Genomic DNA, 17,800 nt, shown 5'->3' with positions numbered 1-17,800 from the left:
GAGTAAGAGTGAGTGCAATGAAACCCGAACGCACCCATTGTCTAAACCCCGAGGTGCATCATGGAAAACAATTATCACGACCCACGTATTTCCCAGTATGTTGCCGCCGCCGAGCAACTAATTCACGGCAGGTTCACCATTGAGGTGCCGCTCGCCCCGCCTGACGAAGTAGGCCAGTTGGGGCAGGCGTTGCTCCAATTGAGCGAGAAGTTGGAACACCGGTATCATGAGTTTGAGCAATTGGTTCAACTCACCAGCCAGGTTAACGCCGGGCTTTTGCTCGACGAAGTGCTGGACAATGTATACCGCAATTTCCGCTCCGTCATCCCCTACAACCGGATTGGCGTTTCCTTGTTGACTGACGACGGCCAGACCGTCCGCGCCAGATGGGCACGCACCGACCAACCAGAAATGCGCCTGAAAAGTGGATTTCAAGCACCTCTGCAAGGCAGTAGCCTGCAGCGTATTCTGGAGACCGGGCAACCGCGTATCCTGAACGATCTGGTTGCCTATCTAGCCGAGCACCCTCAATCGAACTCGACAAGGCGGGTTGTCGCCGAAGGAATGCGCTCCAGCTTGACGTGCCCGCTAATCGCCAACGGCATCCCCATCGGCTTCATGTTCTTTTCCAGCATTCACCCCCACACCTACGCCGAAGCGCATGTCGAACTCTTTCAGCAGGTCGCCGGGCAATTGGCAGTCATCGTGGAAAAAGGGCGGCTGGTCAGCGAACTCGCCGTGCAGAAGCAAGCCATTGAAACTCGGAACGCCGAGCTTAAAGCGTTGAATGACCTCAAGAACGAATTTCTTGGCATAGCCGCCCACGACTTGCGCAACCCGCTCAATGTGATTTACGGGACGGCGGCGTTCCTCGTCCATAGCAATTTCAACATCAACGCCGACAGGGGACAGGAATTGTTGAGAGAAGTCTGCAAGCAAACAGAGTACATGCTCGACCTGATTAATAACCTGCTGGACGTTTCGGTTATCGAAGCCGGAAAGTTGAAGCTTTCCCGCACCCGGTTGTCACTGGCTGATTTCCTGGCCGAGATTAGCCGCATCAACCACACGCTGGCGGCGGCCAAGCAGACGCAGGTCGTAGCCGAGAACATAGCAGAGGTAGAAGTGTGGGCCGATGCCCGCCGGCTGCGGCAAGTGCTGGATAACCTGATCGGCAATGCGGTGAAATTCTCGCCGCCCGGCAGCACGGTCGTGGTGACGGCTGAACTGCGTGATGCGGCGACCGTGATTATCCGGGTGCGCGATCAAGGCCCCGGCCTCACCCAGGAAGACCAGCGCCGCCTCTTCAAAAACTTCGAGCCTCTCTCCGCCCGGCCCACTGCTGATGAAAAAAGCACCGGTTTGGGGCTGGCCATCACCCGGCGCATGGTCGAAGCGCACGGCGGGCAAATCAGCGTAGAGAGCCAACCAGGACAGGGAGCAACCTTTTGGTTTACTTTGCCGTTGGCCCCAAAACCTGACGCCACATCAACGGCACTTGCTCATGGAGTCCTTAATGACCACATTTGAACTGCAGACTAAAACCACCGACGACCTCGTCTACACCTACCCCGCCTCGCTGGCCGAGACCTTCACCCATTACTGCCCCGGTTGCACCCACGGCGTGGCCCACCGGCTGGTGGCCGAGGTGATTGACGAACTCGGCATCCGCAAGAAGACGATTGGCGTGGCCCCGGTCGGGTGCGCGGTGTTCGCCTACAACTACTTCAACGTGGACTTCGCCGAGGCGGCGCATGGCCGCGCCCCGGCCATGGCCACCGGCATCAAGCGCGTGCGGCCTGACAACGTCGTCTTCACCTATCAGGGCGACGGCGATCTGGCCTCCATCGGCATGGCCGAGATCATGCACGCCGCGGCCCGGGGCGAGAACATCACCGTCATCTTCATCAACAACGCCATCTACGGCATGACCGGCGGGCAAATGGCTCCCACCACCCTGCCCGGCCAGAAGACCACGTCATCACCGTGTGGGCGCGACGTGGAAACGATGGGCATGCCTCTGCAAATGTCGGAACTGCTCTCGGTTCTGCCCGGCACGGCCTACGTCGTCCGGCGAAGCCTGCACAACGTCAAAGAGATCAACCGGGCTAAGAAGGCGATCAAGAAGGCGTTTGAGGTGCAGATTGCCGGGATGGGCTTCTCGATGGTCGAACTGCTCTCAAGCTGTCCCACCAACTGGGGCATCAGCGCCATAGACTCGCTGAAGTGGATCGAAGAACACATGATCCCCTATTACCCGCTTGGCGATTACAAGGTGAGGCCGGAAGTGGAAGCGTTGCGATAAAGACGATATTGCGTGTTGCGTATTCCGTTTGAGCGTGACGACCACGCAATACGAAATACGCAATACGCTTTGAAGAGTTGAGACATGCAAACCGAAATCATCATCTCCGGCTTTGGCGGTCAGGGCGCGTTGTTCGCGGGGCAACTGCTGGCGTATGCAGCCATGGACGAAGGCAAGCACGTCACCTGGATTCCATCGTACGGCCCCGAAATGCGCGGCGGCACCGCCCACTGCACAGTCATCATCTCCGACGACGAGATCGGCTCGCCGCTGGTGCGCAACCCCGCCGCCGTCATTGCCATGAACATGCCTTCGCTCGACAAGTACGAATCGCTGGTCGCGCCCGGCGGCGTGCTGGTGATCAATTCATCGCTCACGGCACACGCGGCGGCCCGAACTGATATTCATGTGATTGAAGTTCCGGCCAACGCCATCGCCGAAGAACTGGGGAGCGCCACGCGAAGCGTAGCGAACCTCGTGCTGGCGGGTGCAATGCTGGCCGCCACGAACGCCCTGCCGTTGGAGGCCGTGGAGCAGGCGCTGGAAGCGCACCTGCCGGAGCGACATCGCAAATTATTGGGAGCCAACAGGGAAGCCCTGCGCCGGGGCGCGGCGCTGGCCGAGATTGCATCGGCAGAAAAGTTGTCCGCAGATTACGCAGACTGACGCAGATTTTTTTTCTAATCTGCGGTCATCTGTGTAAATCTGCGGATGAAAGACAGGAGGTTGCCATGCCCAAAATTATCTGGGAAGTGACAAAGAAGATTTGGTGTGAGCGGGTCAAGGAGGAAGTAGACCTGCTCGAAGAACGGGTTTACCCCGACGAGCCGGTGCCGGATGTTGGCGCGCCCTTCCAGGTTCACGCCCGCAAATGCTCGCAGGGCGTCGAGTGCAACCTCGAAGGATTCGCCTGCCGCTGGTCGGGCCTCAACCCCAACTACGACCCGTTTCTCGAAAGCCCGTAGAGCGAGTTGGCAACTCGCACTCTTGATGGGGCGGCAGTGCAACTGCGGCGTGAACACAAAAGCCCGTAGAGCGAGTTGGCAACTCGCTCCACAAAAGCTACACCGACTCGACCGCCTTGAGGCCGGGGAAGAATTGCCGCGCCGTGCCTTCCACCCAGCCGTGCAGAGTGACGGGCGACAAGGGGCAACCGATGCACGCGCCCCGCATCCTGATCTTCAACGTCTCACCGTCGAACCCCGCCATCTCCACCGCTCCGCCATGAAAGTATTCAATGTAGGCGCTGAGCGATTCAATCAGCGCCTGCATTCGTTCCTCGTCGGTGGCATCCACGGGCAGGCTGGGGGTTTCGGGGAATGTCTTGGACGGAAATTTGTTCATGTCAGCGCCTCCTGGCTCACTCCAGTTTACACCCGCTTTGGCAATTCAACCTGGGGAAATCCTGTCGTGTAACGGCGAAGCAGTCGGAGAATAGTCACGCAGTTCTCCAACTATGATCGCGCCTGAAAACAGTCCGCAAAATCAACAGACTTCACGTAGATTCAATGACATCCGGCACTAGAAGCACAAGCCGGTTGGTTAGATGATTGCCCCAAGAAACCGTATCATTTGTTGTGGAGGCCGCCATGTTTAATAAAATCCTTGTCCCACTGGACGGCTCGGAACTGGCCGAACGAGCGCTCAAGCCCGCCCTGAAAATTGCCCAACACTCCGAGGCAGAAATCATACTCTTGCGTGTTCCACTGCCGGAGACGATGCTGATAGCCGCGCCTCACCTGTACGGCGGCTACGACCTGATGTACCCAAGCCAGGCGCTCAACAAAGCGCGACAGGAAGTGAAAGATTATTTGGACCAGGCACAACAGGCCGCGGCCCGGTTTGGCTTGAACGCCCGAATCAAAACGCCGGAAGGCAATGTGGCCGAAGCGATCATGGAAACCGCCATTGAAGAACACGTTGAACTGATCGTCATGTCATCGCACGGCTATTCTGGCATCACCCGCTGGGTGCTGGGCAGTGTGGCCGAGAAGGTGCTGGGTAACGCGCCTTGTCCGGTGCTCATTGTCCGCTCGACTCAATCTATGGACAAAGCCCTAATCACGCTCGACGGCTCGGAAGTGGCCGAAAGCGCCATCAAGCCCGGCCTGGATGTGGCCATGGCCCTCTCGCGCGAAGTGACTCTGTTGCGTGTGGCTGAAGAAGTGCATTTTGACGAACTGACTCAACTGGAAATTGCCGAGCATGGCCTGGGCGCGCGGTTGCAGGAAGAGCTTTACCGGGAAGCCGATACCTACCTGCAAAGTGTGGCCGAAGCCAATCTCTACGACGAGCTGACGATGCAAACACTGGTGCGGATCGGCGCGCCGACCGGCCAGATTCTCGAATTTGCCGAAACCCACCAGGCAGGGCTGATCGTGATGGCTACTCATGGTCGCACTGGTTTGCGGCGCTGGGTATATGGCAGTGTCACTGAAAAAGTGTTGCGTGGCTTCGGCGGCTCAATGCTGGTAATCCGGCCCAAATGAGTTGAAGGACGGCGGACCTGGCCGGCCCGGTTGAGCAACATAAACCGGCGTGCTGAGCAACAGGTGCTCCTCGGGTTTAGCCGGGGCGGTTTGGTGAACCGCCCCGGCGCTTTTTAATTCTCCTGATATGACCCGCCTCATGACTTCCGGCACTTCGCAATATGACCTGCACCGGCCTATTATCGTCCCATCACCTTTGGAGGCATCTCATGGCACCCATTCTCGAAGTCAACAATCTCGCCAAAAAATTTGGCGACTTCACCGCCGTCAACGGCATCAGCTTTGCCATTGAGGCCGGCGAAATCTTCAGCCTGCTCGGTCCGAACGGTGCCGGCAAAACCACCACCATCTCCATGCTCTCGTCGCTTCTCGAACCTTCGGGCGGCGACGCCGTCATCGGCGGCCACTCGGTGAGCAAAGACCCGATGGCCGTGCGCAACATCATCGGCGTCGTGCCGCAGGAAATCGCTTTGTATGAGGAGCTTACCGCCCGCGAGAACCTGATTTTCTGGGGTCGTATGTACGGCATGGGTGGCGCATCGCTCAAAAAGCGCGCCGACGAAGTGCTGGCCCAGATCGGCCTGAGCGATAAAGCCAACCAGCGAGTCAAAACGTATTCGGGCGGCATGAAGCGCCGGGTGAACATCGGCGTGGGGCTTCTGCACAACCCGCGCATTTTGTATATGGACGAGCCGACGGTGGGCATTGACCCGCAGAGCCGCCGCAACATCCTCGACACAGTGAAAGACCTGAACAAGCAGGGCATGACGGTGCTTTACACCACGCACTACATGGAAGAAGCGGAAGAGCTTTCGGATCGGGTGGGCATCATTGATCACGGCCAGGTGATTGCGCTTGGCACGCAAAAGGAACTGACGCGGCAGGTGGGCGAGCGCGACGTTCTGCGCTTGCACATCGGCGAAGGCGGCGAGGCGGCCAAACTGGCCGAGGCCCTGCGCGCCCTGCCCGGCATTCTGCAATCTTCAGCCGTCGATCACGAAGTGGCCCTCATGGTTCCCTCTGCCGCCGACGCCCTGGCCCCGGTCGTCGCCAAAGCCAATGAGCTTGGCATCAAGATTCGGTCGGTGGACATTCAAGAGCCGAACCTGGAAGCGGTGTTTCTGCAACTTACGGGCCGAGCTTTGCGGGATTGAAAACCAGCATCCTTCGACTACGCGGCGAACAACACGCCGCTCCGCTCAGGACGCTTGTCCAGCTTCTCAAGGAAGTAATCATGAACAAGATTCTCACCATCGCCATTAAAGATGTCACCCTCGCCTTTCGCGACCGGGCGGCGCTGATCCTGATGCTGGTCGCGCCGTTCGTGCTCACGCTCGGCCTCGGGGCCGTCACTGGCCGCTTTTCCGGCGACACCAACAGCGGCCTGAGCAACATCCCGGTCATCATCGTGAATCAGGATGAAGGCGAGATCGGCGAAATAATGGTTGACGTTTTCAACTCCGAAGACCTGGACGAGCTACTCGAACCGGCATTTGCCAACAATGTGGCCGCCGCCCGAAGCCAGGTGGAAGAGGACGACGTGGCCGCCGCCGTCATCATCCCAGCCGGATTCTCCGACAGCCTCACCGCCGACGGTGAACCCGTGAAGATCGAAGTGTACGTCAACCCGGCCCGGCCTGTCAGCGCCGGAGTTGTGCAATCCATCGTGGACGCATTTGTGAGCCGGTTGGAAGTAGGCCGGGTGAGCGGCCAGGTGGCCGTCACCCAGTTGGTCGCCAGCGGCCTGGTCGCGCCTCAAAACGCGCAAGCCGTCGGCGAAGCCATCGGCCAGCGCCAGGCCGAGGCCGGCGCAGAGAATTCGCTCATCACCCTCAAACGTGCCAGCCCCTCAGCCGATTCAGAATCGGTGGAGTTCGACATTCTGGCTTATCTCGCGCCGGGCATGGCCCTGCTGTTCCTGATGTACACCGTGAGCAACGGCGGGCGCACGATTCTGGCCGAGCGCCACGAGGGAACTCTGCCACGCCTGCTCACCACGCCCACCACAGCGGCGCAAGTGCTGGGCGGCAAACTGCTCGGCATCTTCTTCACCGGCCTGGCCCAGGTTGGAATTTTGATCCTCGCCAGCACACTGCTCTTTGGTTTGAAATGGGGCGACCCGCTGGCCGTGTTTCTGCTCGTGGCCGCCGTGGCCGCCGGGGCCACCGGCTGGGGGAGCCTGCTGGCCGCCATCGCCAAGACGCCGGCGCAAGTGTCCAGCGCCGGCACGGCCATGATGTTGATGTTCGGCGTGCTGGGTGGCAGTTTCGGCTTCAACTTCCCCCTGCCCGGTTGGTTGCAAATCGCCGGCAAACTCACGCCAAACTCGTGGGGGCTGGAGGGCTTTACGGCGCTGGGCACTGGCGGGGCACTGGCCGACGTTGTTACACCCATTATCGCTCTACTCATCATGGCCGCCGTGCTTTTCACCATTGCCGTTGCCTTATTCCGCCGCCAGGGTTGGGCGGGACGTTAGGAATTTATCATGAACAAAATTTTCGCCATCGCCTGGAAAGACGCGCTGATTCGATTTTCAAGCCGCTCCGAGCTTCTCTTCTTCGTCATCCTGCCTCTAACCTTCACCTTCATCATCGGCGGCGGGTTTAGCCGGAACCAGGAAACGGACAACCGGGTGCGCCTGCTGGTGGCCGACAACGCCAACTCAACGCTCTCCGCCGAAGTGTTGGACGCGCTATCAAAATCCAAAACGGTGCGCGCCGAAGTAATGCCGCTGGCCGAGGCCGAAGCCGCATTTGCCGACGACGGCGCTCCGGCACTGTTGATCATTCCGACCGGCTTTGAGGTCGGCGGCCAGACGGAACTCGAACTGTTGCAAGCGCCCAACAACTTGAACGCTCAAGTTGCCGAGCGGGCCGTGCTGGCCGTGATCAGCCGCGTAGGGAGCGCGCTCTCGGTTGCGAACAACAGCGTGGTCGAAGCAGAACGACTCCAGCCGTTTGCGAGCAACGCGGATCGCGCGACCTACTTCAACGCAAGTTTGGAGCAGGCGCAGGCTCTGTTCGAGTCGGCCCCGGAGCGGGTGGAGGTGACGGAGGCCACGTCGGCGGGTCAACCCTACGATCCGGCGGCGCAAGCCTCAGCCGGTCAACTGATCACCTGGGTCTTCATCCCGCTGTTGGGCATCTCCGGCCTCTTCGCTTACGAACGTTCGCAAGGCACACTTCGCCGCCTGCTTACCACGCCGACGCAAAAAGCTACTTACTTGTTGGGAACCATCAGTGGGCAGTTGGTGATCGCGCTGATACAGATGGCGTTATTGGTTATTTTTGGCGTCTTTGCCATGGGATTGAACTGGGGTCAGTCGCCGCTGGCTTTGGCCTTGATGCTGGTCACCTTCGGGTTGGCCGCCAGCGCGTTGGGGGCAACGCTCGGCACGTTTATCAAGTCTGAAGGGCAGGCCAGCGGGTTGAGTGTAATGCTTGGCATGAGTTTTGCCCTGATGGGCGGCTGTTGGTATCCGCTCGAACTGTTTCCCCAGGCGGTGCGAACCGCCGTGCAGATTCTACCGACCACCTGGGCCATGCAGGGCCTGATGGATATTGTTCTGCGCGGCCAGGATGTGGCCGGCATTATGCTCGAAGCGACGGTGTTGACCGGGTTTGCCGTCGTCTTTTTCGCCGTTGGCGTGTGGCGATTCAAATACGAATAGTTGAGGCATTATATGTACAACACAATAGTCCGGGCGCAAGTCACAAAACTGTTTGACGAACTGAACAAAGGCAACTACGAGCCGATCTTGAATGGCCTCGCCAAAGATTTTGAGCATTGGTTTGTCGGAAATCATGCGCTCTCTGGCCGTCGAAACTCACTGGCTGTCACTCGCGCATGGTATGAACGATTGTTCAAGATATTCCCCAACATTCACTTCGATTTGTGCAACATCCTGATTACAGGCCGGCCCTGGAACACGCTTGTTGCCGTCGAATGGACAGACCACTATACATTGCTGAATGGCGAGAAAAGAACGAATTGCGGTGTCCATCTGATTCGCCTTTGTTGGGGCAAAGGTGTTTCAGTGCGAATCTACTGCGATACACACTTGCTGCTCGAAAACCTCGCCATTCAGGAGCGCGGCGGCATTGCCGATGCCGCTTACGAGCCGCTTGTGGGGTAGCCCACAAGCCTAAAAACAGATATGACCTGATACGTGACTTCCAGCACTGCCGGGCATGACCACTTTGGGAGTAAAACGTGAAGCGTAAACAGCTTCACGTTTTGCTTCATATCAGAAAGGCTAACCTCATGTCAACTCAAACTCCCCTCAACCCGATCGAAACCGCGCCGGCCTGCAACTCCAACCGGCTCTTTGGCGGACTCTTTCTCATCGGCCTCGGCCTGCTCTTCCTGGCCGCGCAATTCATTCAGGCGCAATGGATGGGCCTGCTCATTCTGCCGCTGTTGAGCGCCGGCTTTTTGCTGTGGGGCCTGTTTGCCCGCAACTCCGGCCTCCTCGTGCCGGGCGGCATTCTGGGCGGCATTGGCCTGGGCGCATACCTCACCAGCGGCCCGTTTGTAGAGGCAGGCGAGCAAACACAGGGCGGCGTCTTCATGCTGGCCTTCGCCGCCGGCTGGGCGCTCATCGTGCTTCTCTCGTTCGCAATCAACCGCGCCCAGTGGTGGCCGCTCATCCCCGGCGGCATCATGACCGTCATCGGCGTTGCCTTGCTGGCCGGCGGTGCGTGGATGCAAGTGCTGGAGTGGCTGGGCAAGTTGTGGCCGGTAGTATTGGTGGTCATTGGCGCGGCCATGCTTCTGCGGCGCAAATAAATTGCACACGCCTGTCAGGTGGGCGCTCGAAAGCTGCGCAAGCTCTCGACGCGAAGCGCCCCCTGACAGGTGTCATATCAAGGAGGACATTACATGCAATCAAAACCCGAAACAATGTGGCGCGCCTGGACTCTTCTCGCCATTCCGCCCTTCCTGTTTCTCATCGCCATTATCGCCATGTCCGTTTACTTTGGGGCCATGCTGGGCAATGACCCTCAAGCCATTGCGGACAGCGTTGCCGACTCCACACCCCAGATTTTGCTGATCGTTCAACTCAGCTTGCTGTTGGTTTTCTGGATCGTGATGAGGGCTGATCGGCTGACCCTGCCGGCCATCGGCTGGCAACTTGCCTCGGGGCAAAAGCTCTGGCAGGAGATCGTCACCGGCGCTGTGCCGGGTCTGATCCTCGCCGTGCTTTACTTCTCGGTGCTGTCGCCGCTGATGACAACTGCCCAACGCCTCATCGGCGACTACATCCCGCCGGGCGAACTGCTCTCTTCGCTGGGAACGTCGGCGCTTCCGTTCTTTCTGGCTAACGTCGCGCTTGCGCCATTCGTGGAAGAAAACATCTATCGTGGTTACGGCCTGACCCACCTGCAAAAACGCTTCGGCGTTCCTGCCGCCATCCTCATTTCGTGCTTCTTCTTTGGCCTGCTTCACTGGGCGGGCGGCTTCTGGTACATGCTGTTGACCGGTATCGTGGCCGGCGGCCTCCTTGCCGGACTGTTTGCGTGGCGCAAAAACATCATCGCCGCTTTTGCTGCGCACTTCACTTTGAATCTCGTTGAATTTTTGTATGTGTGGCTTGTAATTTCAAATTAGGAGACATGATGACCTGGCTACTCACTTCCCGCCGCCGTGTATTTTTCATAGCACTTGCTCTCTTGTTAGTGCTCGACCTCGGGCGCTCACTCTACGCCCGCGTCGCCTACAACACGCCCTCCGAAGAATGGCAGGGCGAACCCTACGATCTCAAGCTGGCCGTATGGCCGCCCGCCAGCAACGTTTCAGCCAATGCTTCGATTGGCGAAAAGGTGTACGTCGAACGTTGCGCCGTCTGTCATGGCACGGATGGAGATGGAAAAGGTGTGGCGGCTCCATCCATTTATCCCCGGCCCCGGGATTTCACCCTCGGCCAGTTCAAATACAAGACGACGGCCCCCGGCCTGCCGCCGAGTGACGCCGACCTGATCAACACCGTGTCGAACGGCCTTCACGCCAGCCCGATGCCTTACTTCAAAGATATTCTGACTGACGAAGAAATCACGTCGGTCGTGCAATACGTCAAAGACTTCTCCCCGGTTTTCGCCGCCACTGCACCCGAACCGATTTCTATCCCCGACCGCCCCACTCCCGACGATGCCGGCCTTGCACGCGGGAAAGAGTTGTTCGCCGCCAACTGCGCCTCGTGTCACGGCGCGGATGGCCGGGCGCGGGCCGAACTCAAAGACGCCGACGGCTTCACCGTCTACACCCGCGACCTGACTGCGCCCTGGACGTTCCGGGGCGGGAGCGAGCCGGAGCAGATTTGGTTGCGCCTCACCACCGGCCTTGCGCCCAGCCCCATGCCTTCGTTTGCCGAGACGCTGACTGACGAGCAAAGATGGGACGTGGTGAACTACGTTCTTTCCATCGCCCGCCCGGCTCCCTGGGAACCCGGCGGCAAGCTGGATGGCCCTCGCACCGAATCCAACCTCGTCAAGCGCGGCGAGTACATCACCCACACAGAAATCTGCGGCTTGTGCCACACCCAGGTCAACCCGACCGGCATTTATCGCGGCGACGATCGTTACCTCGCCGGCGGCATGCAAGTGGGTGCGTACCCGCAAGGCACTTTCGTCAGCCGCAATCTCACCTCTGACGCCGAAACCGGGCTGGGCAACAAATCGGTCGAAGAGATCGCCAACATCATTCGCAACGGCCAGGCCTCGGATCGCTCCGTCAACGTCTGGGGCATGCCCTGGGCGTTCCTGCACAGCATGAGCGAAGAAGACGCAACCGCAGTCGCCTCCTACCTCAAGACTCTGCCGCCGGTAAAAAATCAAATTCCGCCGGTCATGGAATATGGTGTGATCGAAACCGTGATCATGAAGATTGCCAGCGGCCTGCCGGTCGCTTCGCCCAAAGTGCTCACTTACGCCGCCGGTTCCTATGGCAACATCAACGCCGGCCCGCTTCCGGCAGACTGGCCGCGCCGGGTTCTGGTGTGGGCGCAGTGGATCATTTTGATCGGCGGGGCGGTGATGTGGGTAGTGGCCGCTCCCCGCGAGAGGCGGCTTCCCCGGAAAGTCGGCGGCTGGTTGCTGGCCGGAATCGCCGTCATCGGCCTGGCCTTGTGTGGCCTGATCACGTCCGTGATCTATGACATCCCGGCCACGCCCGCCCTGCCGCCTGATATTGTCGCCGAACAAGTGTTGAGCGGCCTGCCCGAACCCGACCCGGCCTCGTTCGACAGCCCGGAACAGTCCGCGCTGGCCGAGCGCGGCAAGTACGTCTTCTCCAGCATCTCGTGCGCTTTCTGTCACGGCAACACTGGCGACGGCGGGGCAAAACTCAGCGGGCTGGGCATGGGCACGATCTGGGTGCGCAACATTTCACAGGACGGCCAAACCGGAATCGGTTCGTGGAGCGACGCCGAGATCGCTCGCGCCATTCGCAGTGGCATTAGCAAAGATGGCCGTCAACTGCACTGGCAGGCCATGCCCTGGGATCACTTTGCGAATTTGGATGAAGAGGACGTGCAGGCGCTGGTGGTTTATCTGAGGGTTTTGCCGCCGGTTGCCAAGCAGATTCCGGCCTACCGGCCTCCGGCCCCCGGCGACTGCGAGACTTACACCTTCTTCCTTTCGCAGAACGACTTTGCGCCGGGGTGCAAGTAAGTTAAACGATTGTAGAGCGAGTTGACAACTCGCTCTACAATTGCTCAACCTCCCCTTGCTGCAAACCATGAAGTACAATGTGAACATGCCGCAAAAACACAGCAAGGACTGGCTTCTTGAATTCGCCGGCCTGTTCACCGTTGGCGCAGTGGCCGTCATCAGCTTTGTGACTATTGAGAACAACAGCACCCGCTGGATTGCGTTGGGTCTCACGTTAGCTTTTGGCGCTCTGTTCCTTTTCCATCACAGCATCCGGGTTCACTTCTATTTTGCCCTCCAAACCACGCTGGCCGTCAGCCTGATCCTGCTCCAGCCCAACACCTTCGCCGCCGGGGTTTTGTTCTTTGTCCTCAGCGCCGAGGCAATGACTGTTCTGCCGCTACGCCAGGCAACGCTCTGGATCAGCATTTTCACCGTCGCCACCTATTTCAACTTCGCCTTCGTCGCCGGCTGGTTGAGCGCCTTGATCTACGTCCTGCCTTACGCCGGCGGATTCGTGTTCTTCGGCACGTTTGGCAAGGCCATGCGCGACGCCGAAGCGGCTCGCCAGGAAAGCCAGCGCCTGCTCGAAGAACTGCAAACGGCGCACCGCCAACTGCAAGACTATGCCTCGCAAGTGGAGCAGTTGACGATTGCCGAAGAGCGCAACCGCCTGGCTCGCGAAATGCACGACGCGGTGGGCCACCGCCTTACCGTCACCGCCGTTCAACTTGAGGGCGCGCAACGCCTCATCCCAACCGATCCCGACCGCGCCGCGCGAATGATTGGAACGATGCGTGACGAGGTGAAACTAGCCCTGGCCGAACTGCGCCGCACTGTGGCGACTCTGCGCGCCCCGCTGGAAGTTGACCTGCCGCTGACTCAATCGCTGGCGCGGCTGGCAACCGCCTTTCAGGAAGCGACCGGCCTCAACGTTCACCTGACTCTACCGGAAGACCTTTCTTCTGTTCCCGAAGCCGGACGGCTGGCCCTCTACCGCGCCGCGCAAGAATCGCTCACCAACGCCCAGCGGCATGCCGGGGCAAAAAACATCTGGTTGAGCCTGCAAACGTCAGACGACAATATTTCACTGACCGTCGCAGATGATGGCATCGGTTTTCCAGCATCTATGAACGGCGTGGGCTTTGGCCTGCGCGGCCTGCGCGAGCGGGCAACCCAGCTTGGCGGCGAACTCCACTTAGAATCCCGGCCCGGCGGCGGCGCGCAACTCTGCTTCCGCCTGCCTTTATTGGTACGCAGATAAACGCGGAAGAACGCAGATCAATATAAAAATCCGCGTGCATCTGCGCGCGAAGCGTCCGCGTCCCATTCAAAATGACCAACCCGATTCGTATCCTGCTCGTAGACGATCAACGCCTGATGCGCGAAGGCTTGCGCACCCTGCTTGAGCTTGAAGCCGACATCGAAGTGATCGGCGAAGCCGGGGACGGCCAGGCCGCCCTCGACGATTACGCCAACCTCAAACCGGACGTAGTGTTGATGGACGTGCGTATGCCCGGCATGGACGGCGTGGAGGCCACCCGCCGCCTGCGCGCCGCGTGGCCTGAGGCCCGTGTCATCATCCTCACCACCTTCGACGACGACACCTACGTGTTTGAAGGGTTGCGTGCCGGAGCGTCCGGCTATTTGCTGAAGGACGTATCGGGGCAAGAGTTGGCGGCGGCAGTCCGCACCGTGGCCGCCGGGGGCGCATTGATCGAGCCATCCGTCGCCCGCAAAGTGCTGGCCGAATTTGCCCGCCTGGCCCCCGCCGCCCGCCCTGCCGAGTCGGCTCTGCCCGAGCCGCTTTCCGAGCGCGAGAGCGAGATTCTGCGACTGCTGGCGCAAGGCCTGAGCAACGGTGAAATTGCCGACCAGTTGAGCCTGGCTGAAGGCACGGTGAAGAACTACGTCACCAACATCCTGCAAAAACTTGACGTGCGCGACCGCACTCAGGCCGCCCTTCGTGCCCGCGAGCTAGGGCTGATATAACTCCTCAACTTTCTTTTTACAATTAACCGCCTCTGCCTAACATCTCCCAATGTGAAGTAAAATCACGCAAGAGGAGAACCGGGCACATGCAACGTCAAAACATCGCCAGCGGCGCAAAATGGGAATCCATTGCCGGTTACTCGCGCGCCGTTCGCATCGGGCCGCACGTTCACGTCTCCGGCACGACGGCCACCGACGCGAACGGGGACATCGTCGGCGTTGACGACGCTTACGCCCAAACTGTGCAAACATTGAAGAACATCGAAGCCGCGCTGACCAAAGCCGGAGCCGGCCTGACCGACGTGATTCGCACCCGGATGTATGTGACGAACATTGACGAGTGGGAGAAAGTGGCAAAAGCGCACGGCGAGTTCTTTGGCGACATCCGCCCGGCGACGGCGATGGTCGAGGTGAGACGGTTGATTGACTCGGCGATGCTGGTGGAGATTGAAGCCGAGGCATATATTGAGAACGCAGACGCGAAGCGCGCTGACGCGTCGCGCTGATTTTCGCCGATCGCTTGTAATTGCCCAGGCATACGCTTGAAAAACGCCATTGTTTATCCGCAGATTTACACAGATTGCCGCAGATTTGTTTTAGTAATCTGTGCTAATCTGCGAAAATCTGCGGATGAAACCAGGCCTGTGTAGTTACGAACTCTTTGAAAAGGCTCTGCGTTCATCAGCGTTCCGAAGGAGACCATCCATGCTCGAAGTCGCCATCATGATCGAAGGCCAGAATGGGTTGAACTGGCCGCGCTGGCAGAAGATCGCCGCCGCCGTCGAAATGCTCGGCTTCAGCGGCCTCTACCGCTCCGACCATTACACCAACTCCAACCCGCCTGACATTGAGTCGCTCGAACTGTGGGTCTCGCTGACGTGGCTGGCGAGCCACACCAGGCGTATCGAATTTGGGCCGCTGGTCTCGCCCGTCTCGTTTCGCCAGCCGACGATAACGGCCCGCATGGCAAGCGCCGTTGACGATCTTTCAGGCGGGCGGCTGACGCTTGGCCTGGGCGCAGGCTGGCAGGAGCGCGAGCACACCAATTACGGCTGGGACTTGCTCAACATCGCGGGACGCTTCGAGCGATTCGAAGAAGGCCTGAAGATCATCTCGCACTTGCTTCAAAACGAGTCACCGCTCGACTTCGACGGCAAGTTTTATCATCTGAAAGAGGCGGTGCTCCTGCCACGCCCTGCCCGGCCCGGCGGGCCGCCCATCCTCATCGGCGGCAACGGGCGCAAGCTCACCCTGCCGCTCGCCGCCCGCTACGCTTCCGAGTGGAACGCGGTCTACCTCACGCCGCAAAAGTTCGTCGAACTCAACAAAATGCTGGACGAGTTGTTGGCGGCCAACCATCGCCAGCCAAACAGTGTGCGCCGCTCGCTCATGCACGGCTGTTATTTCGGCAAAGACGAGGCAACGCTTCAACGCAAACTCGGCGCGCGCGACCCGGCCAAACTGCGCGAACACGGCGTGGTTTTCGGCACTGCGTCTGAGGTTGTGGATCAGCTTGGCAAGTTCGCCGAGGCCGGAGTCGGGCGCATCATGTTGCAGTGGCTCGACCTGGATGATCTCGATGGCCTGGCGGCGATGGCGCAAAGCGTTCTGCCTCAGGTGAAGTAGTGGCGAAGCGACGCCGGCCACGCGGCTGTTTGACTTTGATATTCGATGGACTCGTCTGGCTCATCCGTCAACTCACGGGGACGCCGTCACCGCCGCCCGTCGCCCGCCCCGCAAAGAAAACGGCAGGAGCGGCCAGCGGCGGCTACCCCGACGCAACCGCGTTTCTCGACGATGCGAAACGTTTCCACGAGCGCGAGGGCAGGCCGTGCAACCCTGCACCTCACCCGCCTTATCTGCTCACTTGGTGGCAGTTGAGCGCGGCGCAGTCCAACTGGTATTTCTACTGGCGCTCACAGGTGCGGCGCGGAACTTATTTGCCAACCGAGCGCGGCTACATCGGCCTTTATGCTTACGAGTTGTTAAACCTTGTCGAACTAACCGATCCCAATCAAGCGGCTGGCCGTTTGCGGTCAGTGTGGGAAGCGTATCGCAAAGGGCATCCTGAGCTTGACGACGTTCTGCCGGAGTGGCACGGCGATTTGCTGGCGGTAAAAGTCGGTCCGGCGGCGGCCCTCGACTGGTGGGAGAAGTTTGCCGCCATGAACATTCAGCCGCCCAAATCGGTGGCAAACGCCCTCATCGAGCGCTTCGTCGCCCGCCGAAAATCAAACGAGATGCCTTACACACTCTGGGCCTCGCTCACCGACTACCGCCCGCGCAACAAGTTTTATCTGGCTCACAATACCGATGGCCGGCTCGACCAGGCTTACGAAAAAGCGATTCGCGTGGCGGCAGATTACTGGCAAAAGGCCAACGGCCAATCGTTGCTGGAAAAATTCACCGAAACCGACGCCAGGCCAAACTTCAAGCGCGTGTTTGAAGATGCCCTTGTCGGCTACGCATACCCGATGATGGTTGACTTCGGGGCCAGCCGGAACTACGAAGACAGCGCGGCGCTGAAAGAGCACCTCACCTCAGTCGTGAAACATGCCGAAAATATTTTGCGGGCGCAGGCCGGAGTGTGGCATCGCCTCTCTGGCATCACGCTTGACTCAGGTATAGCCGCCGCGCTTGAAAAAGCCTTTGCGCCTGTCGAGAGACCTTTGCAGATCAAGATTGACCAGTCGCGCGTGGCCGCACTGCATCTTGAGAGCGAGCGCGTGGGCGCAATGTTGGAGCCGCCGCCTGAAGAAGCAACGTTGGACTCGCCCGAAGCCGCCTATACCGATTTGGCCGAAGTGCGCCAACTGTGGGCGGCGCTGGAGGGCGCGGGCCGGGCAACCGTCACCGCCATTTTCGACAAATCCGTTTCAACGGTTGAGCAATTGGCGCAACAGGCTCAACTGCCAAACGTCGTCATCGAGCGGGTGAACGAGCAGGCTTTGCCAGTGTTGGGCGACCGATTGATTTATGTTGAAGCCGATGGCGCGCTGACTCTGGCCGAAGATTTTTTGGATGAACTGCAAATTGTGATCGGCGAGACGCCGCCAACAAAAGCAGAAGCCGCCGACGGCCTGTGGGGGCAACTGCTGAACCAACTCACCCCGGCAGAGGGGGCCCTGCTCAAGTTGTTTGCCGGGCGCGGCGCGCTGGCCGAATCCGAGATCGAGTCGGCGGCCCGGCCCTTTCACCTCATGGGCAACGCCGTCCTGGACTCGCTCAACGAGAAGGCAACCGAGGCGCTGGGCCATCCACCGCTGTATCTTGATGGCGAGCAATGGGCAGTTGAGGAAGATGATCTGCCGTCTCTTCGCCAACACTTTTTCAGCTAAACACAAAGCTCGAAGGCCCAAAGACACCAA

The 17,800-nt window shown here is 59.6% G+C and carries 18 protein-coding genes; 17 read left to right on the top strand and 1 reads right to left on the bottom strand.

Features of this window, described 5'->3' with window-relative positions:
* Positions 1-60 precede the first annotated feature (60 nt).
* The 4 genes from HYZ49_19835 to HYZ49_19820 all read left to right on the top strand — a co-directional run bounded on the left by HYZ49_19835 (position 61) and on the right by HYZ49_19820 (position 3,270).
* A complete protein-coding gene (locus HYZ49_19835) occupies positions 61-1,530 on the top strand; it encodes a GAF domain-containing protein (protein ID MBI3244537.1) in 1,470 nt (489 codons plus the stop codon).
* A complete protein-coding gene (locus HYZ49_19830; protein ID MBI3244536.1) occupies positions 1,517-2,305 on the top strand; it encodes a 2-oxoglutarate oxidoreductase in 789 nt (262 codons plus the stop codon). Before HYZ49_19835 ends, HYZ49_19830 begins: the two co-directional genes overlap by 14 nt.
* An 84-nt stretch (positions 2,306-2,389) precedes the next feature.
* Positions 2,390-2,971, top strand: coding sequence for a 2-oxoacid:acceptor oxidoreductase family protein (locus tag HYZ49_19825; GenBank protein ID MBI3244535.1), 582 nt, complete (start codon positions 2,390-2,392; stop codon positions 2,969-2,971).
* 65 nt (positions 2,972-3,036) lie between these two features.
* Complete coding sequence (locus HYZ49_19820) at positions 3,037-3,270, top strand: hypothetical protein (protein ID MBI3244534.1); 234 nt, start codon at positions 3,037-3,039, stop codon at positions 3,268-3,270.
* 97 nt (positions 3,271-3,367) lie between these two features.
* Here the strand turns inward: HYZ49_19820 and HYZ49_19815 are convergent, their stop codons facing one another.
* Complete coding sequence (locus HYZ49_19815) at positions 3,368-3,649, bottom strand: NifU family protein (GenBank protein ID MBI3244533.1); 282 nt, start codon at positions 3,647-3,649, stop codon at positions 3,368-3,370.
* A 245-nt stretch (positions 3,650-3,894) separates the two neighbouring features.
* Between HYZ49_19815 and HYZ49_19810 the strand changes: the two genes are divergently transcribed.
* The 13 genes from HYZ49_19810 (at position 3,895) to HYZ49_19750 (ending at position 17,770) form a co-directional block, all read left to right on the top strand.
* On the top strand, positions 3,895-4,794 hold the full coding sequence (locus HYZ49_19810; GenBank protein ID MBI3244532.1) for a universal stress protein: 900 nt from the start codon (positions 3,895-3,897) through the stop codon (positions 4,792-4,794).
* Positions 4,795-5,012: 218 nt separating this feature from the next.
* Positions 5,013-5,948 carry an ATP-binding cassette domain-containing protein gene (locus HYZ49_19805; protein ID MBI3244531.1) on the top strand — a complete coding sequence of 312 codons (936 nt, stop codon included), beginning with the start codon at positions 5,013-5,015 and terminating at the stop codon, positions 5,946-5,948.
* A gap of 80 nt (positions 5,949-6,028) precedes the next feature.
* Positions 6,029-7,270: an ABC transporter permease gene (locus HYZ49_19800; protein MBI3244530.1), complete on the top strand. Its 1,242-nt coding sequence runs from the start codon at positions 6,029-6,031 to the stop codon at positions 7,268-7,270.
* Positions 7,271-7,279: 9 nt separating this feature from the next.
* Entirely contained in the window at positions 7,280-8,464 is a 1,185-nt protein-coding gene (locus HYZ49_19795) for an ABC transporter permease (protein MBI3244529.1), read from the top strand.
* Between the two features lie 12 nt (positions 8,465-8,476).
* Positions 8,477-8,929: a nuclear transport factor 2 family protein gene (locus HYZ49_19790; protein MBI3244528.1), complete on the top strand. Its 453-nt coding sequence runs from the start codon at positions 8,477-8,479 to the stop codon at positions 8,927-8,929.
* Between the two features lie 128 nt (positions 8,930-9,057).
* Positions 9,058-9,582, top strand: a complete 525-nt coding sequence (locus HYZ49_19785) for a hypothetical protein (GenBank protein MBI3244527.1) — start codon at positions 9,058-9,060, stop codon at positions 9,580-9,582.
* Between the two features lie 93 nt (positions 9,583-9,675).
* Complete coding sequence (locus tag HYZ49_19780; GenBank protein MBI3244526.1) at positions 9,676-10,404, top strand: CPBP family intramembrane metalloprotease; 729 nt, start codon at positions 9,676-9,678, stop codon at positions 10,402-10,404.
* Between the two features lie 8 nt (positions 10,405-10,412).
* A complete protein-coding gene (locus HYZ49_19775) occupies positions 10,413-12,461 on the top strand; it encodes a c-type cytochrome (protein ID MBI3244525.1) in 2,049 nt (682 codons plus the stop codon).
* 67 nt (positions 12,462-12,528) lie between these two features.
* Positions 12,529-13,704, top strand: a complete 1,176-nt coding sequence (locus tag HYZ49_19770) for a sensor histidine kinase (protein ID MBI3244524.1) — start codon at positions 12,529-12,531, stop codon at positions 13,702-13,704.
* Between the two features lie 71 nt (positions 13,705-13,775).
* Complete coding sequence (locus HYZ49_19765) at positions 13,776-14,432, top strand: response regulator transcription factor (protein ID MBI3244523.1); 657 nt, start codon at positions 13,776-13,778, stop codon at positions 14,430-14,432.
* 86 nt (positions 14,433-14,518) lie between these two features.
* Positions 14,519-14,938 (top strand): RidA family protein, encoded by a 420-nt coding sequence (locus tag HYZ49_19760; GenBank protein MBI3244522.1) that lies wholly within the window; start codon positions 14,519-14,521, stop codon positions 14,936-14,938.
* A gap of 199 nt (positions 14,939-15,137) precedes the next feature.
* Positions 15,138-16,058 carry a TIGR03560 family F420-dependent LLM class oxidoreductase gene (locus tag HYZ49_19755; GenBank protein MBI3244521.1) on the top strand — a complete coding sequence of 307 codons (921 nt, stop codon included), beginning with the start codon at positions 15,138-15,140 and terminating at the stop codon, positions 16,056-16,058.
* Entirely contained in the window at positions 16,058-17,770 is a 1,713-nt protein-coding gene (locus tag HYZ49_19750; GenBank protein MBI3244520.1) for a TerB N-terminal domain-containing protein, read from the top strand. The genes HYZ49_19755 and HYZ49_19750 overlap by 1 nt, the downstream gene beginning before the upstream one ends.
* The last annotated feature ends 30 nt before the right edge of the window (positions 17,771-17,800 follow it).

The sequence above is a fragment of the Chloroflexota bacterium genome (genome assembly GCA_016197225.1).
In the GTDB taxonomy this organism is placed as follows: Bacteria; Chloroflexota; Anaerolineae; order Anaerolineales; family VGOW01; genus VGOW01.
Note: the sequence above shows the minus strand (reverse complement) of the source record. Positions and strands in the feature narration are given on the sequence as shown.